The following is a 19279-nucleotide window of genomic DNA, read 5'->3' as shown; positions in this document are numbered from 1 at the left end:
AATTTTGCACGGAGCGCCCAGGGCCCGGCCGTGCGTCAGCTGCCGTTCAGCACCAGAGTGATCAGCGATCGCTGACTGGACGTCAATTGCGGATCGGCGCAGTAGCCCGTCGGGCGCCCGTTCACAGTGATCGCGTAGTGGAAGCCGTCCGGGACGCCGAGCGACGGGCTGCGCCCGCAGGCGCCCAGGGCCTCGCGCACCATGGCGTGTATGTGGGGGGCGTCCGGGCGCCCCTCCGTGTCCAGCAGAGCCCGGTGTTCGATCGCGGTGAACCCGCCCGTACGGGTGACCATGATGCGCATAGTAATCAGTGTGCTCCGAGGAGCGACGAAAGAGGAGTGCCTCAGGGTCTTGACTCTGTCTTGACTTCGCCCCCCGGCTGCCTCGTCTCACAGAGCGGAATACTCGCGGGAGGCGCTTAGACCTCCGCGCGGCTTGGGTTACTCTGGCAGCATCATGCGTTACGGGCTGCTTCTTCTTAGCTGCCGCGGCGAGGGCCCGAGTTAATCGAGGCCGACTCCCTCGCCGCGGGGGTGGGTGCTGCGCGTTTCTGGATGCCGCAGTCGTCGGCCGCCTCTCGGAGCGACGACTCGCAGGAGATTACCCACCATGAGCCAGCAGCCCTTCAACGAGCGCCCCACGCCCATCACTGCCGCCGGCGTGCGCCAGCAGCCGTCCGGGATGCCGTTCCAGCGCTACGTTCCCTTCGGCACGATCGACCTGCCGGACCGCACCTGGCCGAGCAAGGTCATCAGCAAGGCCCCCCGCTGGCTGTCCACGGACCTGCGTGACGGCAACCAGGCCCTGATCGACCCGATGTCGCCGGCCCGCAAGCGGGCCATGTTCGACCTGCTGGTCAAGCTGGGCTACAAGGAGATCGAGGTCGGCTTCCCCTCCTCCGGCGCGACCGACTTCGACTTCGTGCGCTCCATCATCGAAGAGGGCGCGATCCCCGAGGACGTCACCATCTCCGTGCTGACCCAGGCGCGCGAGGAACTGATCGAGCGCACGGTGGAGTCCCTGCGCGGCGCCCCGCGCGCGACGGTCCACCTGTACAACGCGACCGCGCCGCTGTTCCGCCGGGTCGTCTTCCACGCCTCCAAGGACGAGATCAAGCAGATCGCCGTCGACGGCACCCGTCTGGTGATGGAGTACGCGGAGAAGATCCTGGGCGAGGACACGGTCTTCGGCTACCAGTACTCGCCCGAGGTCTTCATCGACACCGAGCTGGACTACGCGCTGGAGGTCTGCGAGGCGGTCATGGACGTCTGGCAGCCGAGCGAGGGCCGCGAGATCATCCTGAACCTGCCGACGACGGTCGAGCGCTCCACGCCGAACGTCTACGCCGACAAGATCGAGTGGATGTCGCGCAATCTGTCCCGCCGCGAGTTCGTCGCGCTGTCCACGCACCCGCACAACGACCGCGGCACCGGCGTGGCCTCGGCGGAGCTGGCCGTGATGGCCGGCGCGGACCGCGTCGAGGGCTGCCTGTTCGGGCAGGGCGAGCGAACCGGCAACCTGGATCTGGTCAACGTCGCGCTGAACCTGTTCTCGCAGGGCGTCGACCCCGAGGTCGACCTGTCCAACATCGACGAGATCCGGCGCACCTGGGAGTACTGCAACCAGATGTCGATCCCGGAGCGCCACCCCTACGTCGGCGACCTGGTCTACACGTCCTTCTCCGGCTCGCACCAGGATGCGATCAAGAAGGGCTTCGACGCGCTGGAGGCCGACGCGAAGGCGGCGGGCATCCCCGTCGGCGAGCAGACCTGGGGCGTCCCGTACCTGCCGATCGACCCGAAGGACGTGGGCCGCTCGTACGAGGCGGTCATCCGGGTCAACAGCCAGTCCGGCAAGGGCGGTGTCTCGTACGTCCTGAAGAACGACCACAACCTGGACCTGCCGCGCCGGATGCAGATCGAGTTCTCCCGGACCATCCAGGCCAAGACGGACGCGGAGGGCGGCGAGGTCACGCCCCAGCAGATCTGGTCGGTCTTCGAGGACGAGTACCTGCCCACGCCGGACGCTCCCTGGGGTCGCGTGCAGCTGCGCTCGCACCAGGCGTCCTCCACGGCGGACGGCACCGACACGATCATGGTCGACGCGGTCGTCGACGGCTCGGACGTCACCCTGCGCGGCACGGGCAACGGCCCGGCGGACGCGTTCGTCGCGGCGCTGGCGCAGATCGGCGTGGACGTACGGGTCCTGGACTACGCGGAGCACACGCTGAGCCAGGGCTCGGGCGCGCAGGCGGCGGCGTACTGGGAGTGCGCGGTGGACGGCAAGGTCGTCTGGGGCGTCGGCATCGACACGAGCATCGTGCGGGCGTCGATCAAGGCGATCGTCTCTGCGGTCAACAGGGCGCAGCGTTAGTCACTAGGACAAGTCGCAGTTCGTTAGGGGCGCGAGGCTCTGCTTGATCAACTGCGCGCGCGAGCAACCACCCTGTCCGGATGGCCCTGCTCGTTCGGCGAGCCACCACACAGGGTGGGTTGTCGCGCACGCGGTTCATCGAGCAGAGCCCCGCGCCCCTGAGGTAGTGCACCTGCCCGGGCCTTCGCCCGTGAAGGTGGACACGCGGTTGGTTGTCACGCGGCGAGCGTGAGCTTAGCCGTGTGGTGTCGGTGTTCGTAGTCGTTGGGGCTGAGGTGTCCGTTGGCGGAGTGTCGGCGGCGGGTGTTGTAGCGGGTCAGCCAGGCGAAGACGGTCCTCCTGCAACCGACGGGGTCGCCGAAGTTGCCGGCGCCCTGGAGCGTCTCGCGTTTCAGGGAGGCGTGGAAGCTCTCGCAGGCCGCGTTGTCCGCGCTGCTGCCGACGGCGCCCATCGACTGGGTGACGCCCAGATCCGAGCACAGCTCGGCGAAAGCCCGGGACCCGTATTGCGCCCCGTGGTCGCTGTGGAACACCGCCCCATCCAGGCCACCGCGCGTCGCGGCCGCCATGCGCAGTGCGTCGGCGACCAGGTCGGTGCGCATGTGGTCGGCGATGGACCAGCCCACGACCTTACGGCTGAAGCAGTCCAACACCGTCGCCAGGTAGAGGAACTCCCCGCCCGCCAGCGGCAGATACGTGATGTCGCCCATGTACTTGTGTCCCGGTTCCGGGGCGCTGAAGTCCCGCTGGAACAAGTCCGCGACGGTCGTTGCCGCCGGGTCCGGAACGGTGGTGCGGACCCTTCTTCGCAGACGGATGCCCACGATGGAGTGCGTCCGCATGACCCGGGCGACCCGCTTGTGGTTGACCCGCTCACCCGTGTCCCGCAGTTCTGCGGTCACCCTCGGAGAGCCGTAGGCGCCGCCGGAACCGGCGTGGATCCGGCGGATCTCTTCGGCCAGGACCCGGTCCTGGCGTCGACGAGCTTCTCTGGCGTCGGCCCCGGCCAGCCACTTGTAGTAGCTGGAACGGTTGACGTCCAGGACCTGGCACAGCCGCTTCACCTCGTAGGCGTCCCGGTGGTCGTGGACGAACTGGAAGCAGCTCACCAGTTCGTCTCGCCGGCGAAATACTTGGCTGCCTTCCGCAGGATGTCTCGCTCGGTGGCCAGCTTCCGCTCGCTCGCCTCAAGCTCGGCCACCCGCGCCTCCAACTGGCGGATCCGCTCGTCGGGATCGGCGGACGCAGGCGACTGTCCTGCCCGAGCCGGTGCCGTCCCGCCCTGCCGGGCGTCAGCGGGCGCGATGCCGCGGCGGTCGCGGTCCCGCAGCACCCACTCGCGCAGCGTCGCCCTGTTGATGCCCAGGTCAGCGGCGATGTCCTTGTAGGTCGCCCCGGGCGTGGACTCGTACAAGGCCACGGCGTCGGCCTTGAACTCGTCCGAGTAGTCCTTCATCGCCATCGGCGGTGTTCTCGCTTCCTCCGGATCAAGCAGATCCAGTATCAGCGTGTCCACCGATCAGGGCGAAGGCCCCCCCGCCTGCCCAAAGGCATCCGCGCTTGCCGGGGGTGCTGACATCACGTCATCTGCGTGGCAGCATCATTGGTCAGCCGGCAGCAGCGACGGGGCCGCTCCGGTCGACGCAGTCGGGAGCGCGCCGTGACGCACGTGGTCGCTGTCTCAGCCCGGTGGCACACCGAGCTGCTTGGGGAGTTCTACTGCCTCGCCTGCGGCGGCGACCGGAACTACCGCAGACAGCGCGGGCGCAACTGGCTTCGCGTCGCCGGGATCCCGCTGCTGCCTCTGCGTCGCACCGCGGCCACCCTGCAGTGCACCTCCTGCCGGGCCCGCTACGGGATGGACGCGCTCGCGCACCCCACCTCCAGCCTGCTGCTGGCCATGCTGCGCAACGCCCACCACGCCATCGCCCTCGCTGTTCTCGCGGCCAGCGGGGGGCAGGACGCCGCTCCCGGCGTGCGGGACGCCGCGGTCACCGCGCTGCGCGGGGCCGGGTACACCGACCTGGACGCGCCCAAGCTGCTCGCGGAGCTCGCCGTGGCCGGTTCGGACGACGGCGACCCGGACAGCGCCGACGGCGCGGATGGCGCGGACGTCGGCATCGACATCTGCGGTTGCGGTGCAGCCCTCCTCGTCGAACTGCACACCGCGATCGAACCGCTCGCGCCGCACCTGCTCGGCCCCGGACTGACCAGGCTGCTGACGCAGGGCGCCCTGATCGCCCTCGCCGACGGACCTTACCGGCCCGCGGAGCGGTCCGTGCTGCGGGTCGTCGGCCAGTGCCTCGGGCTGGGCCGCGAGGAGACGGACGCCACGCTGGCGGCGGCGGCGCGGACGCCCCGTTCCTGAGCAGCCGACGGGCTCAGGTCCCTTGCACGGTCGCGAGGGGTGAGAATGGGCGCATGAGTCTGATCCGCGATGACGGGGTGGTGCTGCGCACCCAGAAGCTGGGGGAGGCGGACCGGATCATCACCATCCTGACCCGGGAGCACGGCCGGGTCCGCGCGGTGGCGCGCGGGGTGCGCAAGACCAAGTCGAAGTTCGGCGCGCGGCTGGAGCCGTGCAGCCATGTCGACGTGCAGTTCTTCTGCCGGGGGGACGAGCTGGTCGGGCGGCATCTGGCACTCTTCACGCAGGTCGAGACGATCGCCCCGTACGGCAGCCGGATAGCCAACGACTACGACCGCTACACCGCCGCGACGGCCATGCTGGAGACGGCCGAGCGCTTCACCGAGAACGAGGGCGAGCCCGCCGTCCAGCAGTACCTGCTGCTCATCGGCGCGCTGCGGACCCTAGCGGGTGCCGAGCACGAGCCGCATCTGGTTCTGGACGCGTTCCTGCTGCGCTCGCTCGCGGTCAACGGCTACGCGCCCTCCTTCGAGGCCTGTGCCAAATGCGGTCTTCCCGGGCCGAATCGGTTCTTCTCGGTGCAGACCGGTGGATCCCTGTGCAGCGACTGCCGGGTGCCGGGGAGTGTCGTACCCTCCCCTGAGACACTGGCGCTGCTGGGCGCGCTGCTGTCCGGCGACTGGGAGACCGCGGACGCCTGCGAGCCCCGGCACCGCCGGGAGGGAAGCGGCCTCGTCGCCGCCTACGTCCAGTGGCACCTGGAGCGGGGCCTGCGTTCTCTCAAGTACGTCGCTCACTAGAGACGCCGCACACTGGAGAAGCAGCCCACTGATCGAGAGAAGAAGCAGAGGCACATGGCTACGGCACGGCGCGGACTCTTCGGCAGCAGGCGAACCCGGGAGTACCTCCCGCCCACCCCGCACCCGAGCGGCGCGCAGCCGCCCAAGATCCCGGGTGAGCTGGTCCCCGAACACGTCGCCATCGTCATGGACGGCAACGGTCGCTGGGCCAAGGAGCGCGGGCTGCCGCGCACGGAGGGGCACAAGGTCGGCGAGGCCGTCGTCCTCGACGTGCTCAAGGGCTGCATCGAGCTGGGCGTGAAGAACCTCTCGCTCTACGCCTTCTCCACCGAGAACTGGAAGCGTTCGCCCGACGAGGTCCGCTTCCTGATGAACTTCAACCGCGACGTCATCCACCGGCGCCGCGACGAGATGAACGACATGGGCATCCGGATCCGCTGGGCCGGCCGCATGCCCAAGCTGTGGAAGTCCGTCGTGCAGGAGCTCCAGGTCGCCGAGGAGATGACCCGCGACAACGACGCGATGACCCTCTACATGTGCGTCAACTACGGAGGCCGCGCCGAGATCGCCGACGCGGCGGCGGCGCTGGCCAAGGACGTGGCGGAGGGGCGGCTCGACCCGGGCAAGGTCAACGAGAAGACCTTCGCGAAGTACATGTACCACCGTGACATGCCGGACGTGGACCTGTTCATCCGCCCGAGCGGCGAGCAGCGCACGTCCAACTTCCTGCTCTGGCAGTCCGCGTACGCCGAGATGGTGTTCCAGCACGTGCTCTGGCCGGACTTCGACCGCCGTGACCTGTGGCGGGCCTGTGAGGAGTTCGCGATGCGCGACCGCCGCTACGGCGGGGCGCTGCCCAACGAGGCGACGGTTCCGGCGCAGTCCGGGGAGAGCTGAGGTCAGGACTGCGCGGCGGCCTGGGCGGCCGCGCACTCGGCGCAGGTGCCGAAGATCTCCAAGGTGTGCGCGATGTCGACGAAGCCGTGCTCGCTGGCGACGCCCTCGGCCCAGCGCTCCACGGCCGGCCCCTCGACCTCGACGGTCCGGCCGCAGGAGCGGCAGACCAGGTGGTGATGGTGACCGCTGCTGCAGCGGCGGTAGACGGCCTCGCCGTCGTCGGTGCGCAGCACGTCGATCTCGCCCGCGTCGGCGAGCGACTGCAGGGTGCGGTAGACCGTGGTCAGGCCGACCGAGTCGCCCCGGTGCTTGAGGAGGTCGTGCAGCTCCTGCGCGCTGCGGAAGTCGTCGACCTCCGCGAGCAGCGAGGCGACGGCGGTGCGCTGACGGGTCGACCTGGCGGGGGACGACTGGTTCGCGGGGGTCACCGGCTCTCCTGCGGCTCTCGAACGGATACTTCAGCCGCCATTGTGCCAGTTCGAGGCCGATCGGATGCCGAACTGCGGGAGAGTCTGGGCGAGCGGAGCTTGGCGAGCACGGATCCGGCCACCGCGAGCGACGCGAAGGCCGCCATCGCCAGCACGACGATCGCCGGCCCGGAGGGCACGTCCACGTAGTAGGAACCGACCGTTCCGCCCAGGCAGACCAGCACGCCGATGACGACGGCCAGCCCCTGCGTCAGCGCGAACGCCCGGCCGACCCGCTGCGCCGCCGCGACCGGCACCACCATCAACGCGCTGACCAGCAGCAGTCCGACGACCCGCATCGCCACGGTGACGGTCACGGCGGCGGTGACCGCGAGCAGCAGGTTGAGCAGGCGGACCGGGAGACCGGTGACCCTGGCGAAGGCCTCGTCCTGGCAGACCGCGAAGAGCTGCCGCCGCAGCCCGAAGCAGATCGCGCAGACCAGTGCCGCGAGCACGGCCATGACCAGCAGGTCCGCGCGGGAGACGGTGAGGATCGAGCCCCACAGGTAGGTGTTGAGGCTGGCCATCGAGGCCCCGGGGGCGAGACTGATGATCAGCGCGCCGCCGGCCATGCCGCCGTAGAAGAGCATGGCCAGGGCCAGATCCCCGCGGGCGTGGCCGTGGGCGCGGATCAGCTCCATCGCCACCGCGCCGAGCGCGGAGACGACGACGGCGGTCCAGACGGGGCTGGTCTGGAAGAGGAAGCCGAGCGCGACACCGGTCAGCGCGACGTGCCCGATGCCGTCGCCCATGATCGCCTGTCGCCGCTGGACCAGGTAGATCCCGACCGCGGGCGCGGCGACGCCGACCAGGATCGCGGCGAGCAGCGCGTTGCGCATGAACTCGTGGGAGAGCAGGCCGTTCATGCGAGGAGGCCGATCGTCGCGGTGAGGTCGGCGGGGGAGCCGACCGGGCCGGGGCAGCAGCCGGTGTCGGGTTTCAGCTCGCGTCCGGCGTCGAGGACGACGCGGCGGTCGATCAGGCCCCGCATCGGGCCGAGTTCGTGCAGCACGAGCAGAACGGCCGTGCCGCGGAAGGCCTCGGCCGCGACGGCGTCGGCGAGCACCTGCTGTTGCGCGGTGTCGACGGCGGCCAGCGGCTCGTCCATCACCAGCAGGTCCGGCCGTCCGGCGAGCGCGCGGGCGATCAGCACGCGCTGCTGCTGGCCGCCGGAGAGCGACTCGACGCCGTCGTCGGCGCGGTCCAGCAGGCCGACGGCGTCCAGGGCCGCGTCCACGGCGTCCGCGTCGACGCGGCGGAAGGGGAGCAGCCGGTGGTGCGCCAGCCGCCCGGCAGCGGCCACCTCGCGGACGGTCGCAGGGACACCGCTCGCGGCGGTGCTGCGCTGTGGCACGTAGCCGAGGCGCTTCCAGGCGCGGAAGCGGGGGAGCGGGGTGCCGAAGAGTTCGACGCGTCCGGCCGCGAGCGGCAGCGCGCCGACGGCGGCCTGGACGGCGGTGGACTTGCCGGAGCCGTTGCCGCCGAGCAGCGCGACGATCTCGCCGGGCCGGACGGTGAGGTCCAGCCCGCGCAGCACCGGCCGGCCGCCGCGCACGACGTGGACGGCGCGCATGGTCAGCGCGGTCGGGACGGTCAGCGCGGTCGGGGTGGTCATGCCGTGCACCCCAGAGCGTCCTGCAAGGCGCGCAGGTTGGCGTGCATGACGGAGAAGTAGTCGTGGCCGTTGCCGACGCCTTCGAGGGGGTCGAGCACGGCGGTCTTCAGGCCCAGCTCCTTGGCCAGGGTCTCGGCCAGCTTGGGGCTGGCCAGGGTCTCGGTGAAGACGGTGCTGACGCCGTGTTCCCTGGCCTCCCGCTTGACCTCGGCGAGGCGCGCGGCGCTGGGCTCGGCCTCGGGGTCGATGCCGCTCACGGAGATCTGGTGCAGGCCGTAGGCGTCGGCGAGGTAGCCGAAGGCGGCGTGGCTGGTGAGGAAGTCCTTGCCGGCGCAGTTCTTCAGGCCGGTGCGGAAGTCGGCGTCGAGGGCCTTCAGCTTGGCGGTGAGGGCCTCCGTGTTGGCCCGGTACGCGGCGGCGTGGGCCGGGTCGGCGGTGGCGAGCCGCGCGCCGACGCCTTCGGCGACGGCGGCGTAGCGGCTCGGGTCGAGCCAGATGTGCGGGTCGGGCGCGTCGGCGCCGCCGTGGTCGTGGCCGTCCTCGCCTGTTCCGCTGTGCTCGACGAGGGGCGAGAGGGCCGCGGCGTCGGTGACGTGGGCCGGGGCGGCCTGCTTCACGGCCGCGTCGACGGCCGGCTGGAAGCCCTTGAGCTGGAGCACCAGGTCGGCCTCGCCCACGGCGGCCACCTGCTTGGGGCTGAGCTCCAGGTCGTGCGGCTCGACGCCGGGCGCGGTGAGGTCGGTGACCTGGACGTGGCTGCCGCCGATCGTCTTCGCCAGGTACTCCAGCGGATAGAACGACGCGACCACGTCGAGCCTGCCGTTCGCGTCCCGTTCCTCCGCGCTGCTGCCGACCATGCCGAAGCCGCTGACGACGGCGGTGGCGGCGACCGCGACGGTGGCCGCCAGGGCGATGGTCATGCGGAGACGACGGGAGCGGCGAGGCGGAACGGAGCGCGTGTTCATGAAAACCATGTTCACTTAAGATGAAAATGATTGTCAAATGATGGTCCGAGGGACAATCGATTTGAAACCTGACCGGCGCAGCCCGGTAGCCTGTGATATCCGCGTGCATGGAAATCCATCCTTGACCGCCTTCGTCGTACCTGAAGAGAGCACTGTGGCCGCCGACAAGATCGACACCATCGTCAGCCTGAGCAAGCGCCGTGGCTTCGTGTACCCGTGCAGTGAGATCTACGGCGGCCAGCGCGCCGCCTGGGACTACGGGCCGCTGGGCGTCGAGCTGAAGGAGAACATCAAGCGCCAGTGGTGGCGGGCGATGGTCACCGGGCGCGAGGACGTGGTGGGTCTGGACTCCTCGGTGATCCTGGCCCGCGAGGTCTGGGAGGCCTCCGGACACGTCGCCACCTTCAACGACCCGCTGACCGAGTGCACCTCCTGCCACAAGCGCTACCGCGCCGACCACCTGGAGGAGGCGTACGAGGCCAAGCACGGCCGACTGCCCGCCAACGGGCTGGCCGACGTCAACTGCCCGAACTGCGGCACCAAGGGCCAGTTCACCGAGCCCAAGCAGTTCTCCGGCATGCTCAAGACCCACCTGGGCGTGACCGAGGACGCTTCCGGCCTGGCCTACCTCCGTCCGGAGACGGCCCAGGGCATCTTCATCAACTTCGCCGCCGTGCAGACCACCTCGCGCAAGAAGCCGCCGTTCGGCATCGCCCAGACCGGTAAGAGCTTCCGCAACGAGATCACGCCGGGCAACTTCATCTTCCGCACCCGCGAGTTCGAGCAGATGGAGATGGAGTTCTTCGTCAAGCCGGGCGAGGACGAGAAGTGGCACGAGTACTGGCTCCAGGAGCGCTGGGACTGGTACACCGGCCTCGGCATCCGCGAGGAGAACATCCGCTTCTACGAGCACGCGAAGGAGAAGCTCTCCCACTACGCCAAGCGCACCGTGGACATCGAGTACCGCTTCAACTTCGGCGGCAACGAGTTCGGTGAGCTCGAGGGCATCGCCAACCGCACCGACTACGACCTGATGTCGCACAGCGAGGCCTCCGGCGTCGACCTCAAGTACTTCGACCAGGAGTCCGGCGAGCGCTGGTACCCCTACGTCATCGAGCCGGCGGCGGGCGTCAACCGCGCCATGCTCGCCTTCATGATCGACGCCTACCGCGAGGACGAGGCGCCGAACGCGAAGGGCGTGATGGAGAAGCGCGTCGTCATGCGCCTGGACCCGCGCCTGGCTCCGGTCAAGGTCGCGGTCCTGCCGCTGTCGCGCAACGCGGACCTCTCCCCGAAGGCCCGCGGTCTGGCCGCGGACCTGCGCCAGAACTGGAACGTCGAGTTCGACGACGCCGGCGCGATCGGCCGTCGTTACCGCCGCCAGGACGAGATCGGCACGCCGTTCTGCATCACGGTGGACTTCGACACCCTGGACGACAACGCGGTGACGATCCGCGAGCGCGACACGATGGAGCAGACGCGCGTGTCGCTGGACCAGGTCCAGAACTTCCTGGCTCCGCGCCTGCTGGGCTGCTAGTAGCAGACGCTCAGTCGCACTTTTAGGGGCGCGAGGCTCTGCTGATATGCGGCGGGTCGGTTGCAGGGTCAGTTGCACCATCAGGGGCGCGAGGCTCTGCTGATTTGCGGCTCCGCCGCTTGGGCGCGACCGGTCGGCAGCAGGGTCAGTTGCACCATCAGGGGCGCGAGGAACTGCGCGACAAGCCACCCCAAGTGGTGAGTCGCTCAGCGAGCAGGGCCATCCGCACAGGGTGGTTGCTCGCGCAGTTCCTCGCGCCCCTTCCGCGCTAGCGCGACCAGCCGGCCCGGACCCGCAACTGCTCCTCAACTCCGTCCGCGCTCCGCGCGATGACGCGGTCCGCGTCGCCCTCCGCCAGGGCGAGCCAGAAGCCGCCGGCGGCGACGATAGCCTCGGCCTCGGTGCCCGTCCGGCCGAGGACGACCCGTGGGGGCTCGCCGCCAGGCGGTACGTGGCCCCAGGCGAGCACCGAGCGACGTCCGTCGCGGGCGCCGCGCCGCGCGCCGCGGAGCAGCTGCGGGGCCAGCGCGGTCTCCACCATCACGTCCAGCAGCAGGCCGTTGTTGTAGACCTCCAGCGCCCGGCGTCCCCGCGTGCCCTGCGCGAAGCGGACCGACCAGGGGGAGTCCAGCAGCGGGAGGCCCCGGAACTCCAGGTCGAGCGTGCTGAGTTCGGTGTCGCCCATGGTGTCCTCCTGGCGTCGGGTCCGTGCTTCAGCCAAGACTGGCCGATCTCTCTGTGAAAATCGGTGGTGTCCGTCGCCGTCTTGAGGGTGGTGCCAGGTACACCCTTAGGGGGGCTCAGGGTTCAGCGACAGGTGTGATCATCAGCCTCTAGCCTGGGCGCATGCCAATCGTTCGGGTGATCCGCTGGGTCCTGGCCCCTTACGGGCGTCAGGGTCTGCGCGACATCGCCTTCCTCGCCACGGCCGTGCCGCCGGCCCTGCTGCCGGCGACCGTCTTCTTCAGCGCGCCGAGCAGCGTCACGCTGGCCCTGGTGCCGGTGGCCACACTCGTGCTGCTGCCGTGGCTGACTCGCGTCCAGCGCAGCCGTTTCCTCTCACAGTTGCGCCTGGACATCCCGGTGGTCCCGAGCCCGCGAGCGCGCTGGCGGATCGTGACCGCGGAGGCGACCTGGCGGCAGTTCGCCTACCACGTCCTGGTCAACGCGGTCGTGGCGCTCTACGGCGTCGGCGTGCTCTTCGTCCTGGCGGCCGGAGTGGTGCTGGCGAGCCTGCCCTCCTGGTACTTCGCGCTCCCGGACAGCGTCGACGTGCGCGCCAACTCGCACAGCCTGATGTGGACGACGACGCTCGGCGTCGTCCTGCTGCTGGCGGCGCCGTGGCTGGCGTGGCTGGGGCGGTGGATGGACACGCGAGCCGCGGCCGGCCTGCTCGGACCGAGCCGGACGCGCGAACTCGCGCGCCGGGTCGAGGACCTGGCGGAGAGCCGGGCCGAGGTCGTGGACGCCGCGGACGCGGAGCGCCGCCGGATCGAGCGCGACCTGCACGACGGTGCGCAGCAACGGTTGGTCTCGCTGGCGATGAACCTGGGCCTGGCCCGCCGGATGCTGAAGAACCTGCCCGCCGAGGAGCAGGCGCCGCGCGCGATGGAGGTCATCGAGGAGGCCCACAACGAGGCCCAGGCCGCCATCGCCGAGCTGCGCGACCTGGTCCGCGGCCTGCATCCGGTGGTGCTGGAGGACCGGGGCCTGGACGCGGCGCTGTCCGGGATCGCGGCGCGGGCGCCGCTGCCGGTGAAGCTCGATGTCGCGTTGGAGCGGCGGGCTGCGCCTGCCGTGGAGGCGGTGGCCTACTTCGTGGTCTCCGAGGCGCTGGCCAATATCGCCAAGCACGCCCAGGCGTCCCGCGCGGAGATCGTGGTCCGCGAGAATGTCTCCCGTCTGATCATCACAGTGGTCGACGACGGCGTCGGCGGAGCTGACCCGGCCAAGGGCACCGGCCTCGTCGGGCTGCGCCAGCGCGCCGCCTCGGTGGACGGGATCCTGCAGATCACCAGCCCCCTCGGGGGCCCGACGACTCTTCGAGTGGAGCTGCCGTGCGTGCTGTAATCGCCGAGGACTCGGTCCTGCTGCGGGCAGGCCTGGTCAAGGTGCTGGAGGCTGTGGGCTACACGGTCGTGGCAGCTGTGGGCGACGCGGAGCAACTGCTGGCAGCCGTGGACGAGCACCGGCCGGACGTGGTGGTCACGGACGTGCGGATGCCGCCGGGGCTCACGGACGAGGGCGTCCGGGCCGCGCTGCTGATCCGGCGTCAGCACCCGGAGACGGCGGTGCTGCTGCTGTCCCAGTACGTCGAGGAGCGCTACGCCGCCGACTTGCTGACCGGCAACACCCGGGGTGTCGGCTACCTGCTCAAGGAGCGGGTCGGCAATGTTGACGACTTCCTCGACGCGCTGGAGCGGGTGGCGGCGGGCGGCACGGCGCTGGACCCGGAGGTCGTCTCACAGCTGCTGCTGCGCCGGCAGAGCGGCCCGCTGGATCTGCTGACCCCGCGCGAGCGGGAGGTGCTGGCGCTGATGGCGGAGGGTCGCTCCAACGCGGCGATCGCGCAGGGGCTGGTGGTCAGCGAGAGCGCGGTGGCCAAGCACATCAACAACATCTTCATGAAGCTCCAGCTCGCCCCGACGGACGGCGAGCACCGGCGGGTCATGGCGGTGCTGCGGTTCCTGGAGTCGGAGGAGTCCTCATGACGTCTGCCTTCGTCCGGCCGCGCCGCGGCCTCTGGTATGCGCTCGCGGCGCTGGTCGTGGTGGTCACGGTGGCGGTCTCGGGGACCAGCGTGGTGACCTGGCTGGTCGAGCAGCACGCGAGCCACACCACGCCTTACGCGAACAGCAATGTCCGCACCGTGAAGGTCGACGCCCCGTCCGCTTCGATCCGGGTCGTCGCCGGACAGGACGGAACGGCCTCGGTCACGGAGAATCTGAGTTGGGTGACCTCGAAGCCGGTGGTCGACCAGACGCTCGACCCCGCCAGCGGGACCCTGAAGATCGCGGTGCGCTGTGACTCCCCGGAGAAGTTCCTCGGTGGCGGAGGGTGCGGCGCACAGCTCGACATCCAGGTGCCGGCCGCGGCCTCGGTCCTGTCGCAGAGCGACTCGGGCTCGACCACGATCACCGGTCTGTCCGGCTCGGTCGACGTCGAGACCAGCTCGGGGGCGATTCATCTGAACAACCTCTCCGGGGAGGTGAGGGCGCAGGCCTCCAGCGGCGAGATCACCGGCGACAGCCTCCAGTCGGCCCAGGTCTCGGCCGTGGCCTTCTCGGGCGCCGTATCCCTGGACTTCGCCAAACCGCCGACCCAGGTCACCGCGAAGGTCACCTCCGGCGCGATCAACCTCTCCCTGCCGCGCGGCAGCCAGTACCGGATCACCGCCTCCACCTACTCCGGCGGCGACCCCGCCATCGACCAGGGCCTCGCCGTCACCTCACCCCCCAGCGCCCCCTCAGCCCCAGGCGCCACCCCCGCGCCGACATCCGCGTCGTCCGGCTCCATCACTGCTACCGCGACCAGCGGCGCGATCGACATTCACTACCGATGACGGCCGGGCGACTCCACTGGCAGCCCACGCTCCTCGGCTGCGGTGAGCAGGCGCTTGTCGTAGCTGACGAAGGCGGTCAGTGCCTGCTCCAGGAACTCGGCGCTGGCCAGATGGATGGCGTCGAGGCTGCGTAGGTGCGTCATCGGCAGGCGGGCTGCGGCCCGGAGGATCGGGTCGGTGACGCGGATCCGCAGGATTCGGTGGAGCAGCTCGTCCGCTCCCTCCAGCAGCTCCTGGTCGGCGTCGACTCGGACGAGCGCGCGGCCCACCTCGGTCTGGGCCAATGCGCTGCTCGCATGCCCCTCGGTGGCCCGGGCGGTCAGGAATGCGCGCAGTGCATCCGTTTCGGGCTCGGTCACCAGGAGCTTGAGCAACGCACAGGAGTCCAGGTAGATCACCTGTCCTCCTCGTCGCGGAGCTCCTGGAGGACCTCGGAGAGCGGACGGGAGAGGGACCGGCCAGGCAGCGGCTCCCAGTCGCCGAGCCCACGCGCCTGCTCGACATTGCGGGGATCGAGCGTGCCGTCCCTGACCAGGTCCTCGAGGACCCGCTGCTCCGGGGGCGGTGGGGTGAGCACGGCGACGAGCCGCCCGTTGCGGGTGATCTCGATGCGCTCGCCCGCGGCGGCGCGGTCGACGAGCTCGCTGGCGTGCTGCTGCAGCTGGCGGATCGGCAGACGTGCGGTCATACGACTCACGATAGGCCGCACCGTGCGGCGTCGGCAGTAATCATGCGTCGCTCTCACTCGAATGAGCGGTGAGCGCAGGCCGTGCCCGGGCCGCGCTCGAGGCGCGGGACGACTCAGACCGCGATCAGCAGAATGCTGCCGTCGCAGAGCCGGGACACGTCGTCGACGTCGCTCGTGCACAGTCGGGTCGGCCCCGGCTGGGCCATGGCGGTTGCCGCCACGATCGCGTCGATCGCGTACTTGTGGCCGTGAAGGCCGGCGGCACGGAGCAGATCGGCCGCATGGTCCGCGATCGGGCGGGTCACATCGAGCACATTGATCCTGGACAGGACGTACTGCCAGCGCGGCTGCGCGCGCTTCGGGTTCATCGCCTCGACCAGCGTGACCACGCTCGTGGCGATACGGAGGTCCTGCTGCACCGCGTCCTTGAGGCGTGCGGCCATGCGGAGATCGTCGTCGAATAGCAGTGACAAGCCCTGCGAATCCAGGAACAGCGTCCCGTTGGTCAGCCGGCTCGGCGCTGCTCCTGTGCCGCGAGCCACGTGGCGTACCTCCGCTCGGCCTCGGCGGTCTCGGAGGCGGCTGCCTCGACGAGATCGTCGTCGATCGGCCCCAGCCGCTGCTCATGGTCGTGGACGAGTTCGGCGAGGCGGTCCCGCTCGAGCTGCCGCTGGACCGCCGAGGTGACGTAGGCGCTGAACGATCCCTTGCCCACGAGTTCACGGACCTCGGACGCTATGTCCTCGGGCATGGAGACGCTGTACTTCTTGGCTTGGCCGGCTCGCTCGCCGGGCTGCGCGTCCTGGCTCATGCCTTGATGTTACTACCTTGGGTAGCAAGATCGCGGAAGTCGGCTGCGCCGGTCAACGGGTCTCCTCGTCGCGAAGTTCGTGGCGCACCCGCGAGAGGGGCGCTCCGCCGAGAGCCGCACCGGCGCTTCCATCAGTGCGAAGCCGAGGAGGTTGAGGCCGCGCCAGCCTCCAGAGGCGGGGCACCTCAGATCCGCACGCGGATCTTCCAAGCGGCCAAGAACCCAGACCGGGCCTTCTGCCGCAGGGAGACGAAGTGGCTGAAGGCTGGGCGGGCTACGCCTTCGCTGAGGGCGCTGACGCCGCACTCTGCCACCCGTCAGGGCGGAGGCCCCGCTGAGGGGGAAGTCCAGCGGGGCCTCGATGTTCTGCTGATCGGCACGCAGAGCGCTGGCATTGATCGTTGTTACCGGCCGCCAGCGAGAGAAGACACGTTCTGGCAGCCTGACTCAGCTCTGCAGGAAGCGCTCCACGAGCCGCTCGATCGCATCCGGGGTCAGGTTCGCCGTGATGTCGATCTCGGCGTCGCCCCGCCGCATCCGAACTCTGGTGGGTGCGGGCTGCGCGCGGGTCCACGTCCACACGCTGGTGATCAGCGCCTGAGCCAGCTGAGCGCCGGAAATGCCGACACTGAGCCACATGGCGACGTCGCCACCGCCGCGTTCCTCGATCTCGGGCTGCTGCGTCAGCTGTGCGCCGGCCAGTGAGGAATCCCGCTCAAGCCAGCCCCGAAGGGAGTGGAGATCTGCCCCGTTCCTCGGGTGCACCTCGAAAGTCTCATGTGCCATGTCGTCTCCAGGGTCGGTCTGCCCGGTCACATCTGCCGCACGGCCTCCCGTGGGGCGAGTTCCTCGAACAGCTCGGCTGGGGCGGTCGGCTCGTGGTCCATGAGTCCCACGCTAGGACGGACCGCCCGTCACTGCCTGCGCAACTGACGACAGCCGGCTCGGCACCTACGACACCATCGGGACGCTGGCCTCACCGCCACGGCCACCAGCGGGGCGATCTCTATCCGCTACCGCTGACCGGCCAGCCGATCCCGCGCCTCCATCAGCGCGAAGCCCAGCAGGTTCAGCCCGCGCCAGCGGGAGGGGTCGGTGGAGGCGGGGTTGGTCGCGCCGAGGCCGATGCCCCAGATGCGGTCGCGGGGGCTGGCCTCGACCAGGACGCGGTTGGCGGTGGCGAGGAGGTAGGCGCGGAGCGCGGCGTCCTGGCCGAACTTGGCGACGTTGCCCTCGACGACGAGCTCGAAGCGCGCCGCCGCCCAGCGGGACTCGTCGAAGCCCGACACCAGGCGGCCGAGCGCCTTGGCCTCGGCCGGGGTATGGGCCGCGAGTATCGGTGCGACCGACGCCTCGTCATCGAACAGCCGGGCCTTGGCGGCCATCATCCAGTGCTCCGCGCTGCGGTACTCGACGCCCTCGATCTCGAAGCGGCAGGGCCACCACTGGCTGAGCGCGCCGGAGCCGACGCTGCCGTCCTTCTGTGGCTGATGCCCCCAGAACATCAGCCACTTGGGACGCGCGCCGGCTGCCGTCAGTGCGGCGAGCTGCTCCCGGCTACGGGTCGCAGCAGGGTGGCCGTGGGTGTCGATCTCGTGCGCGCTCATGGGAAGGATGCTTGCACGAGGGTGTGACACCGAGCGAAGGGTTATCCACAGGGGGAGTCACCGCGCTCACCCGACCGAACGCGGCAGCCGCGTCGCCAGGGCGATGACCACGAAGGTCGCCGCGAACTGCAGGGCCAGGACCAGCGCCAGCGCGTGGTGCATGCCCATGGTGGGGGAGAGGGAGAGGAAGAGCGTGCCCAGGGTCGCGACGCCGAGCGCCAGCGAGGACTGCTGGGTGGTGGCCAGGATCCCGCCGCCCACGCCCGCCCGCTCGACCGGGACCTGACCCAGCACCAGCCGGATCAGCGGCGGCATGACCAGGCCCTGGCCGGTACCGGCGATCGCCATGCCGGGCAGCAGCGTCCACGGGCTCAGCCCGGACCAGTCGTTCAGCACCGTCAGCGTCAGCACGCCCAGGCCGAGTGCCTGGATCACCGCACCGGTGACGATGACGCGCGAGCCGAAACGGCTCAGCAGCCGAGGGCCAGCCAGCGAGGCGGCGAAGAAGCCGGTCGCCATCGGCACCATGGCCAGACCCGAGGCGATCGGGCCCTCGTGCAGGCCCACCTGGAGCGCGACGGCCATCACCATCATGAAACCGCCGAAGCCCGCGAAGAACGGCACGGCCATGGTCAGGCCGACCCGCAGCCCGCGCAGCTTCACCAGGGAAAGCGGCACCAGCGGCACCTGGCCCGTCCGCTCACCGCGCCGCTCCACCGCGATAAAGCCGGCCAGCAGGAACGGGAACGCGGCCAGCAGCGCCCAGGTCCACGCGGGCCAGCCGAGCGAGCGGCCCTCCATCAGCGGGACCAGCAGCGCGAGCAGCGCCGAAGCCAGCAGCACCGTGCCGGGGACGTCGACGCGCGCCGGGTTGGCCGAACGGGTCTCCGGGACGGAGCGGCTCGCCAGCAGCACCGCCGCGAGCGCGACCGGCACGTTGACCAGGAAGATGAAGCGCCAGCCGGTCCCGAACAGGTTCGCCGAGAGCAGCACGCCGCCCAGCACCTGACCGATCACGACCGAGATGCCGCCGACCGCGCCGTAGATGCCCATGGCCTTGGCCTTGCGCTCGCCGTCGGTCGCGGCCTGGATGGTGGCCAGCGCCTGCGGCAGCATCAGCGCGGCGGAGGCGCCCTGCGCGACGCGCGCGACGACCAGGGCCAGTGCGGTGGGGGCGAGTCCGCAGGCCAGTGAGGTGAGTCCGAAGAGCAGCGCGCCCGCGATGAAGAGCTTCTTGCGGCCGTAGAGGTCGCCGAGCCTGCCGCCGAGGACCAGCAGCACCGCGTAGGCGATGCCGTAGCCCGCGACGAAGAGTTCCAGCGTCGCCGGTCCGGCGGAGAGGTCGCGGTCGATGGTCGGCAGCGCGACGTTGACGATGAAGAAGTCCAGCATCGGCAGGAAGGCGCCGAGCAGGACGGTGACCAGGCCCAGGGTGCTCAGCCGAGGAGCGGTCCCTGACGACGGAGGAGACGTGGGGGTAGCAGGAGAGGTGCCGCCGACGCGGATGACGCGGGGCAGGACGTTGGCCCGGGTGGGTGTCCCGGCGGTCTGCTGGGGTGTGCTGTGGATGCTCACGAGGACTACTGTCC

22 protein-coding genes are annotated in these 19279 nt (G+C 70.3%); 8 read left to right on the top strand and 14 right to left on the bottom strand.

Annotated features, from left to right (window positions below):
• Positions 1–35: 35 nt before the first annotated feature.
• Positions 36–293, bottom strand: coding sequence for a protealysin inhibitor emfourin (locus tag ABIA32_RS08105; protein WP_370093216.1), 258 nt, complete (start codon positions 291–293; stop codon positions 36–38).
• Between the two features lie 316 nt (positions 294–609).
• On the opposite strand from ABIA32_RS08105, the gene leuA reads away from it, so the two are divergent.
• A complete protein-coding gene (leuA, locus tag ABIA32_RS08100; protein ID WP_370093215.1) occupies positions 610–2373 on the top strand; it encodes a 2-isopropylmalate synthase in 1764 nt (587 codons plus the stop codon).
• Between the two features lie 215 nt (positions 2374–2588).
• On the opposite strand, the gene ABIA32_RS08095 is transcribed toward leuA, so the two are convergent.
• A protein-coding gene (locus tag ABIA32_RS08095) for an IS3 family transposase (RefSeq protein WP_370093214.1) occupies positions 2589–3835 on the bottom strand; the annotation gives its coding sequence in 2 pieces (ribosomal slippage) (positions 2589–3493 and positions 3493–3835; 1248 coding nt in all).
• A 198-nt stretch (positions 3836–4033) separates the two neighbouring features.
• Between ABIA32_RS08095 and ABIA32_RS08090 the strand changes: the two genes are divergently transcribed.
• The 3 genes from ABIA32_RS08090 to ABIA32_RS08080 are packed head-to-tail and all read left to right on the top strand — an operon-like array spanning position 4034 to position 6438.
• Entirely contained in the window at positions 4034–4741 is a 708-nt protein-coding gene (locus tag ABIA32_RS08090) for a TerB family tellurite resistance protein (protein ID WP_370093213.1), read from the top strand.
• A gap of 53 nt (positions 4742–4794) precedes the next feature.
• Positions 4795–5541: a DNA repair protein RecO gene (gene recO, locus ABIA32_RS08085; RefSeq protein WP_370093212.1), complete on the top strand. Its 747-nt coding sequence runs from the start codon at positions 4795–4797 to the stop codon at positions 5539–5541.
• Between the two features lie 54 nt (positions 5542–5595).
• Positions 5596–6438, top strand: a complete 843-nt coding sequence (locus ABIA32_RS08080) for an isoprenyl transferase (protein WP_370093211.1) — start codon at positions 5596–5598, stop codon at positions 6436–6438.
• Positions 6439–6440: 2 nt separating this feature from the next.
• On the opposite strand, the gene ABIA32_RS08075 is transcribed toward ABIA32_RS08080, so the two are convergent.
• From ABIA32_RS08075 to ABIA32_RS08060, 4 genes are read right to left on the bottom strand one after another with little or no spacing between them, the layout of a single operon-like run.
• Entirely contained in the window at positions 6441–6866 is a 426-nt protein-coding gene (locus ABIA32_RS08075; RefSeq protein WP_370093210.1) for a Fur family transcriptional regulator, read from the bottom strand.
• Complete coding sequence (locus ABIA32_RS08070) at positions 6863–7771, bottom strand: metal ABC transporter permease (protein ID WP_370093209.1); 909 nt, start codon at positions 7769–7771, stop codon at positions 6863–6865. Before ABIA32_RS08070 ends, ABIA32_RS08075 begins: the two co-directional genes overlap by 4 nt.
• Complete coding sequence (locus ABIA32_RS08065) at positions 7768–8478, bottom strand: metal ABC transporter ATP-binding protein (protein WP_370093497.1); 711 nt, start codon at positions 8476–8478, stop codon at positions 7768–7770. Before ABIA32_RS08065 ends, ABIA32_RS08070 begins: the two co-directional genes overlap by 4 nt.
• A 38-nt stretch (positions 8479–8516) precedes the next feature.
• Positions 8517–9440, bottom strand: a complete 924-nt coding sequence (locus ABIA32_RS08060) for a metal ABC transporter substrate-binding protein (protein ID WP_370093208.1) — start codon at positions 9438–9440, stop codon at positions 8517–8519.
• 199 nt (positions 9441–9639) lie between these two features.
• Between ABIA32_RS08060 and ABIA32_RS08055 the strand changes: the two genes are divergently transcribed.
• Positions 9640–11022 carry a glycine--tRNA ligase gene (locus tag ABIA32_RS08055; protein ID WP_370093496.1) on the top strand — a complete coding sequence of 461 codons (1383 nt, stop codon included), beginning with the start codon at positions 9640–9642 and terminating at the stop codon, positions 11020–11022.
• Between the two features lie 268 nt (positions 11023–11290).
• Here the strand turns inward: ABIA32_RS08055 and ABIA32_RS08050 are convergent, their stop codons facing one another.
• Positions 11291–11707, bottom strand: a complete 417-nt coding sequence (locus ABIA32_RS08050; RefSeq protein WP_370093207.1) for a hypothetical protein — start codon at positions 11705–11707, stop codon at positions 11291–11293.
• 161 nt (positions 11708–11868) lie between these two features.
• Between ABIA32_RS08050 and ABIA32_RS08045 the strand changes: the two genes are divergently transcribed.
• From ABIA32_RS08045 to ABIA32_RS08035, 3 genes are read left to right on the top strand one after another with little or no spacing between them, the layout of a single operon-like run.
• Positions 11869–13092, top strand: coding sequence for a histidine kinase (locus ABIA32_RS08045; protein ID WP_370093206.1), 1224 nt, complete (start codon positions 11869–11871; stop codon positions 13090–13092).
• On the top strand, positions 13080–13733 hold the full coding sequence (locus ABIA32_RS08040; protein ID WP_370093205.1) for a response regulator transcription factor: 654 nt from the start codon (positions 13080–13082) through the stop codon (positions 13731–13733). Before ABIA32_RS08045 ends, ABIA32_RS08040 begins: the two co-directional genes overlap by 13 nt.
• Complete coding sequence (locus ABIA32_RS08035) at positions 13730–14584, top strand: DUF4097 family beta strand repeat-containing protein (RefSeq protein WP_370093204.1); 855 nt, start codon at positions 13730–13732, stop codon at positions 14582–14584. Before ABIA32_RS08040 ends, ABIA32_RS08035 begins: the two co-directional genes overlap by 4 nt.
• Here ABIA32_RS08035 and ABIA32_RS08030 read toward each other — a convergent pair.
• The 7 genes from ABIA32_RS08030 to ABIA32_RS08000 all read right to left on the bottom strand — a co-directional run bounded on the left by ABIA32_RS08030 (position 14575) and on the right by ABIA32_RS08000 (position 19196).
• Positions 14575–14982 carry a type II toxin-antitoxin system VapC family toxin gene (locus ABIA32_RS08030; RefSeq protein WP_370093203.1) on the bottom strand — a complete coding sequence of 136 codons (408 nt, stop codon included), beginning with the start codon at positions 14980–14982 and terminating at the stop codon, positions 14575–14577. The two genes, ABIA32_RS08035 and ABIA32_RS08030, sit on opposite strands and share 10 nt — an antisense overlap.
• On the bottom strand, positions 14979–15272 hold the full coding sequence (locus tag ABIA32_RS08025; protein ID WP_370093201.1) for a type II toxin-antitoxin system Phd/YefM family antitoxin: 294 nt from the start codon (positions 15270–15272) through the stop codon (positions 14979–14981). Before ABIA32_RS08025 ends, ABIA32_RS08030 begins: the two co-directional genes overlap by 4 nt.
• 113 nt (positions 15273–15385) lie before the next feature.
• Positions 15386–15814 carry a PIN domain-containing protein gene (locus tag ABIA32_RS08020; RefSeq protein WP_370093199.1) on the bottom strand — a complete coding sequence of 143 codons (429 nt, stop codon included), beginning with the start codon at positions 15812–15814 and terminating at the stop codon, positions 15386–15388.
• Positions 15778–16083 carry a hypothetical protein gene (locus tag ABIA32_RS08015; protein ID WP_370093198.1) on the bottom strand — a complete coding sequence of 102 codons (306 nt, stop codon included), beginning with the start codon at positions 16081–16083 and terminating at the stop codon, positions 15778–15780. The genes ABIA32_RS08020 and ABIA32_RS08015 overlap by 37 nt, the downstream gene beginning before the upstream one ends.
• A 447-nt stretch (positions 16084–16530) precedes the next feature.
• Positions 16531–16869 (bottom strand): hypothetical protein, encoded by a 339-nt coding sequence (locus ABIA32_RS08010; RefSeq protein ID WP_370093197.1) that lies wholly within the window; start codon positions 16867–16869, stop codon positions 16531–16533.
• A 227-nt stretch (positions 16870–17096) separates the two neighbouring features.
• Positions 17097–17690 (bottom strand): NADAR family protein, encoded by a 594-nt coding sequence (locus tag ABIA32_RS08005; protein ID WP_370093196.1) that lies wholly within the window; start codon positions 17688–17690, stop codon positions 17097–17099.
• A 66-nt stretch (positions 17691–17756) separates the two neighbouring features.
• Complete coding sequence (locus ABIA32_RS08000) at positions 17757–19196, bottom strand: MFS transporter (protein WP_370093495.1); 1440 nt, start codon at positions 19194–19196, stop codon at positions 17757–17759.
• Positions 19197–19279: the final 83 nt, after the last annotated feature.

Source organism: Streptacidiphilus sp. MAP12-20 (assembly GCF_041262525.1).
Lineage (GTDB): Bacteria > Actinomycetota > Actinomycetes > Streptomycetales > Streptomycetaceae > Streptacidiphilus.
Note: the sequence above shows the minus strand (reverse complement) of the source record. Positions and strands in the feature narration are given on the sequence as shown.

Coding starts and splice junctions, on each gene's coding strand:
- ABIA32_RS08045 (WP_370093206.1), top strand. CDS start 11,869: ATGCCAATCGTTCGGGTGATCCGCTGGGTCCTGGCCCCTTACGGGCGT.
- ABIA32_RS08015 (WP_370093198.1), bottom strand. CDS start 16,083: ATGAGCCAGGACGCGCAGCCCGGCGAGCGAGCCGGCCAAGCCAAGAAG.
- recO (WP_370093212.1), top strand. CDS start 4,795: ATGAGTCTGATCCGCGATGACGGGGTGGTGCTGCGCACCCAGAAGCTG.
- ABIA32_RS08035 (WP_370093204.1), top strand. CDS start 13,730: ATGACGTCTGCCTTCGTCCGGCCGCGCCGCGGCCTCTGGTATGCGCTC.
- ABIA32_RS08025 (WP_370093201.1), bottom strand. CDS start 15,272: ATGACCGCACGTCTGCCGATCCGCCAGCTGCAGCAGCACGCCAGCGAG.
- ABIA32_RS08005 (WP_370093196.1), bottom strand. CDS start 17,690: ATGAGCGCGCACGAGATCGACACCCACGGCCACCCTGCTGCGACCCGT.
- ABIA32_RS08010 (WP_370093197.1), bottom strand. CDS start 16,869: ATGGCACATGAGACTTTCGAGGTGCACCCGAGGAACGGGGCAGATCTC.
- ABIA32_RS08050 (WP_370093207.1), bottom strand. CDS start 11,707: ATGGGCGACACCGAACTCAGCACGCTCGACCTGGAGTTCCGGGGCCTC.
- ABIA32_RS08070 (WP_370093209.1), bottom strand. CDS start 7,771: ATGAACGGCCTGCTCTCCCACGAGTTCATGCGCAACGCGCTGCTCGCC.
- ABIA32_RS08065 (WP_370093497.1), bottom strand. CDS start 8,478: ATGCGCGCCGTCCACGTCGTGCGCGGCGGCCGGCCGGTGCTGCGCGGG.
- leuA (WP_370093215.1), top strand. CDS start 610: ATGAGCCAGCAGCCCTTCAACGAGCGCCCCACGCCCATCACTGCCGCC.
- ABIA32_RS08060 (WP_370093208.1), bottom strand. CDS start 9,440: ATGACCATCGCCCTGGCGGCCACCGTCGCGGTCGCCGCCACCGCCGTC.
- ABIA32_RS08080 (WP_370093211.1), top strand. CDS start 5,596: ATGGCTACGGCACGGCGCGGACTCTTCGGCAGCAGGCGAACCCGGGAG.
- ABIA32_RS08105 (WP_370093216.1), bottom strand. CDS start 293: ATGGTCACCCGTACGGGCGGGTTCACCGCGATCGAACACCGGGCTCTG.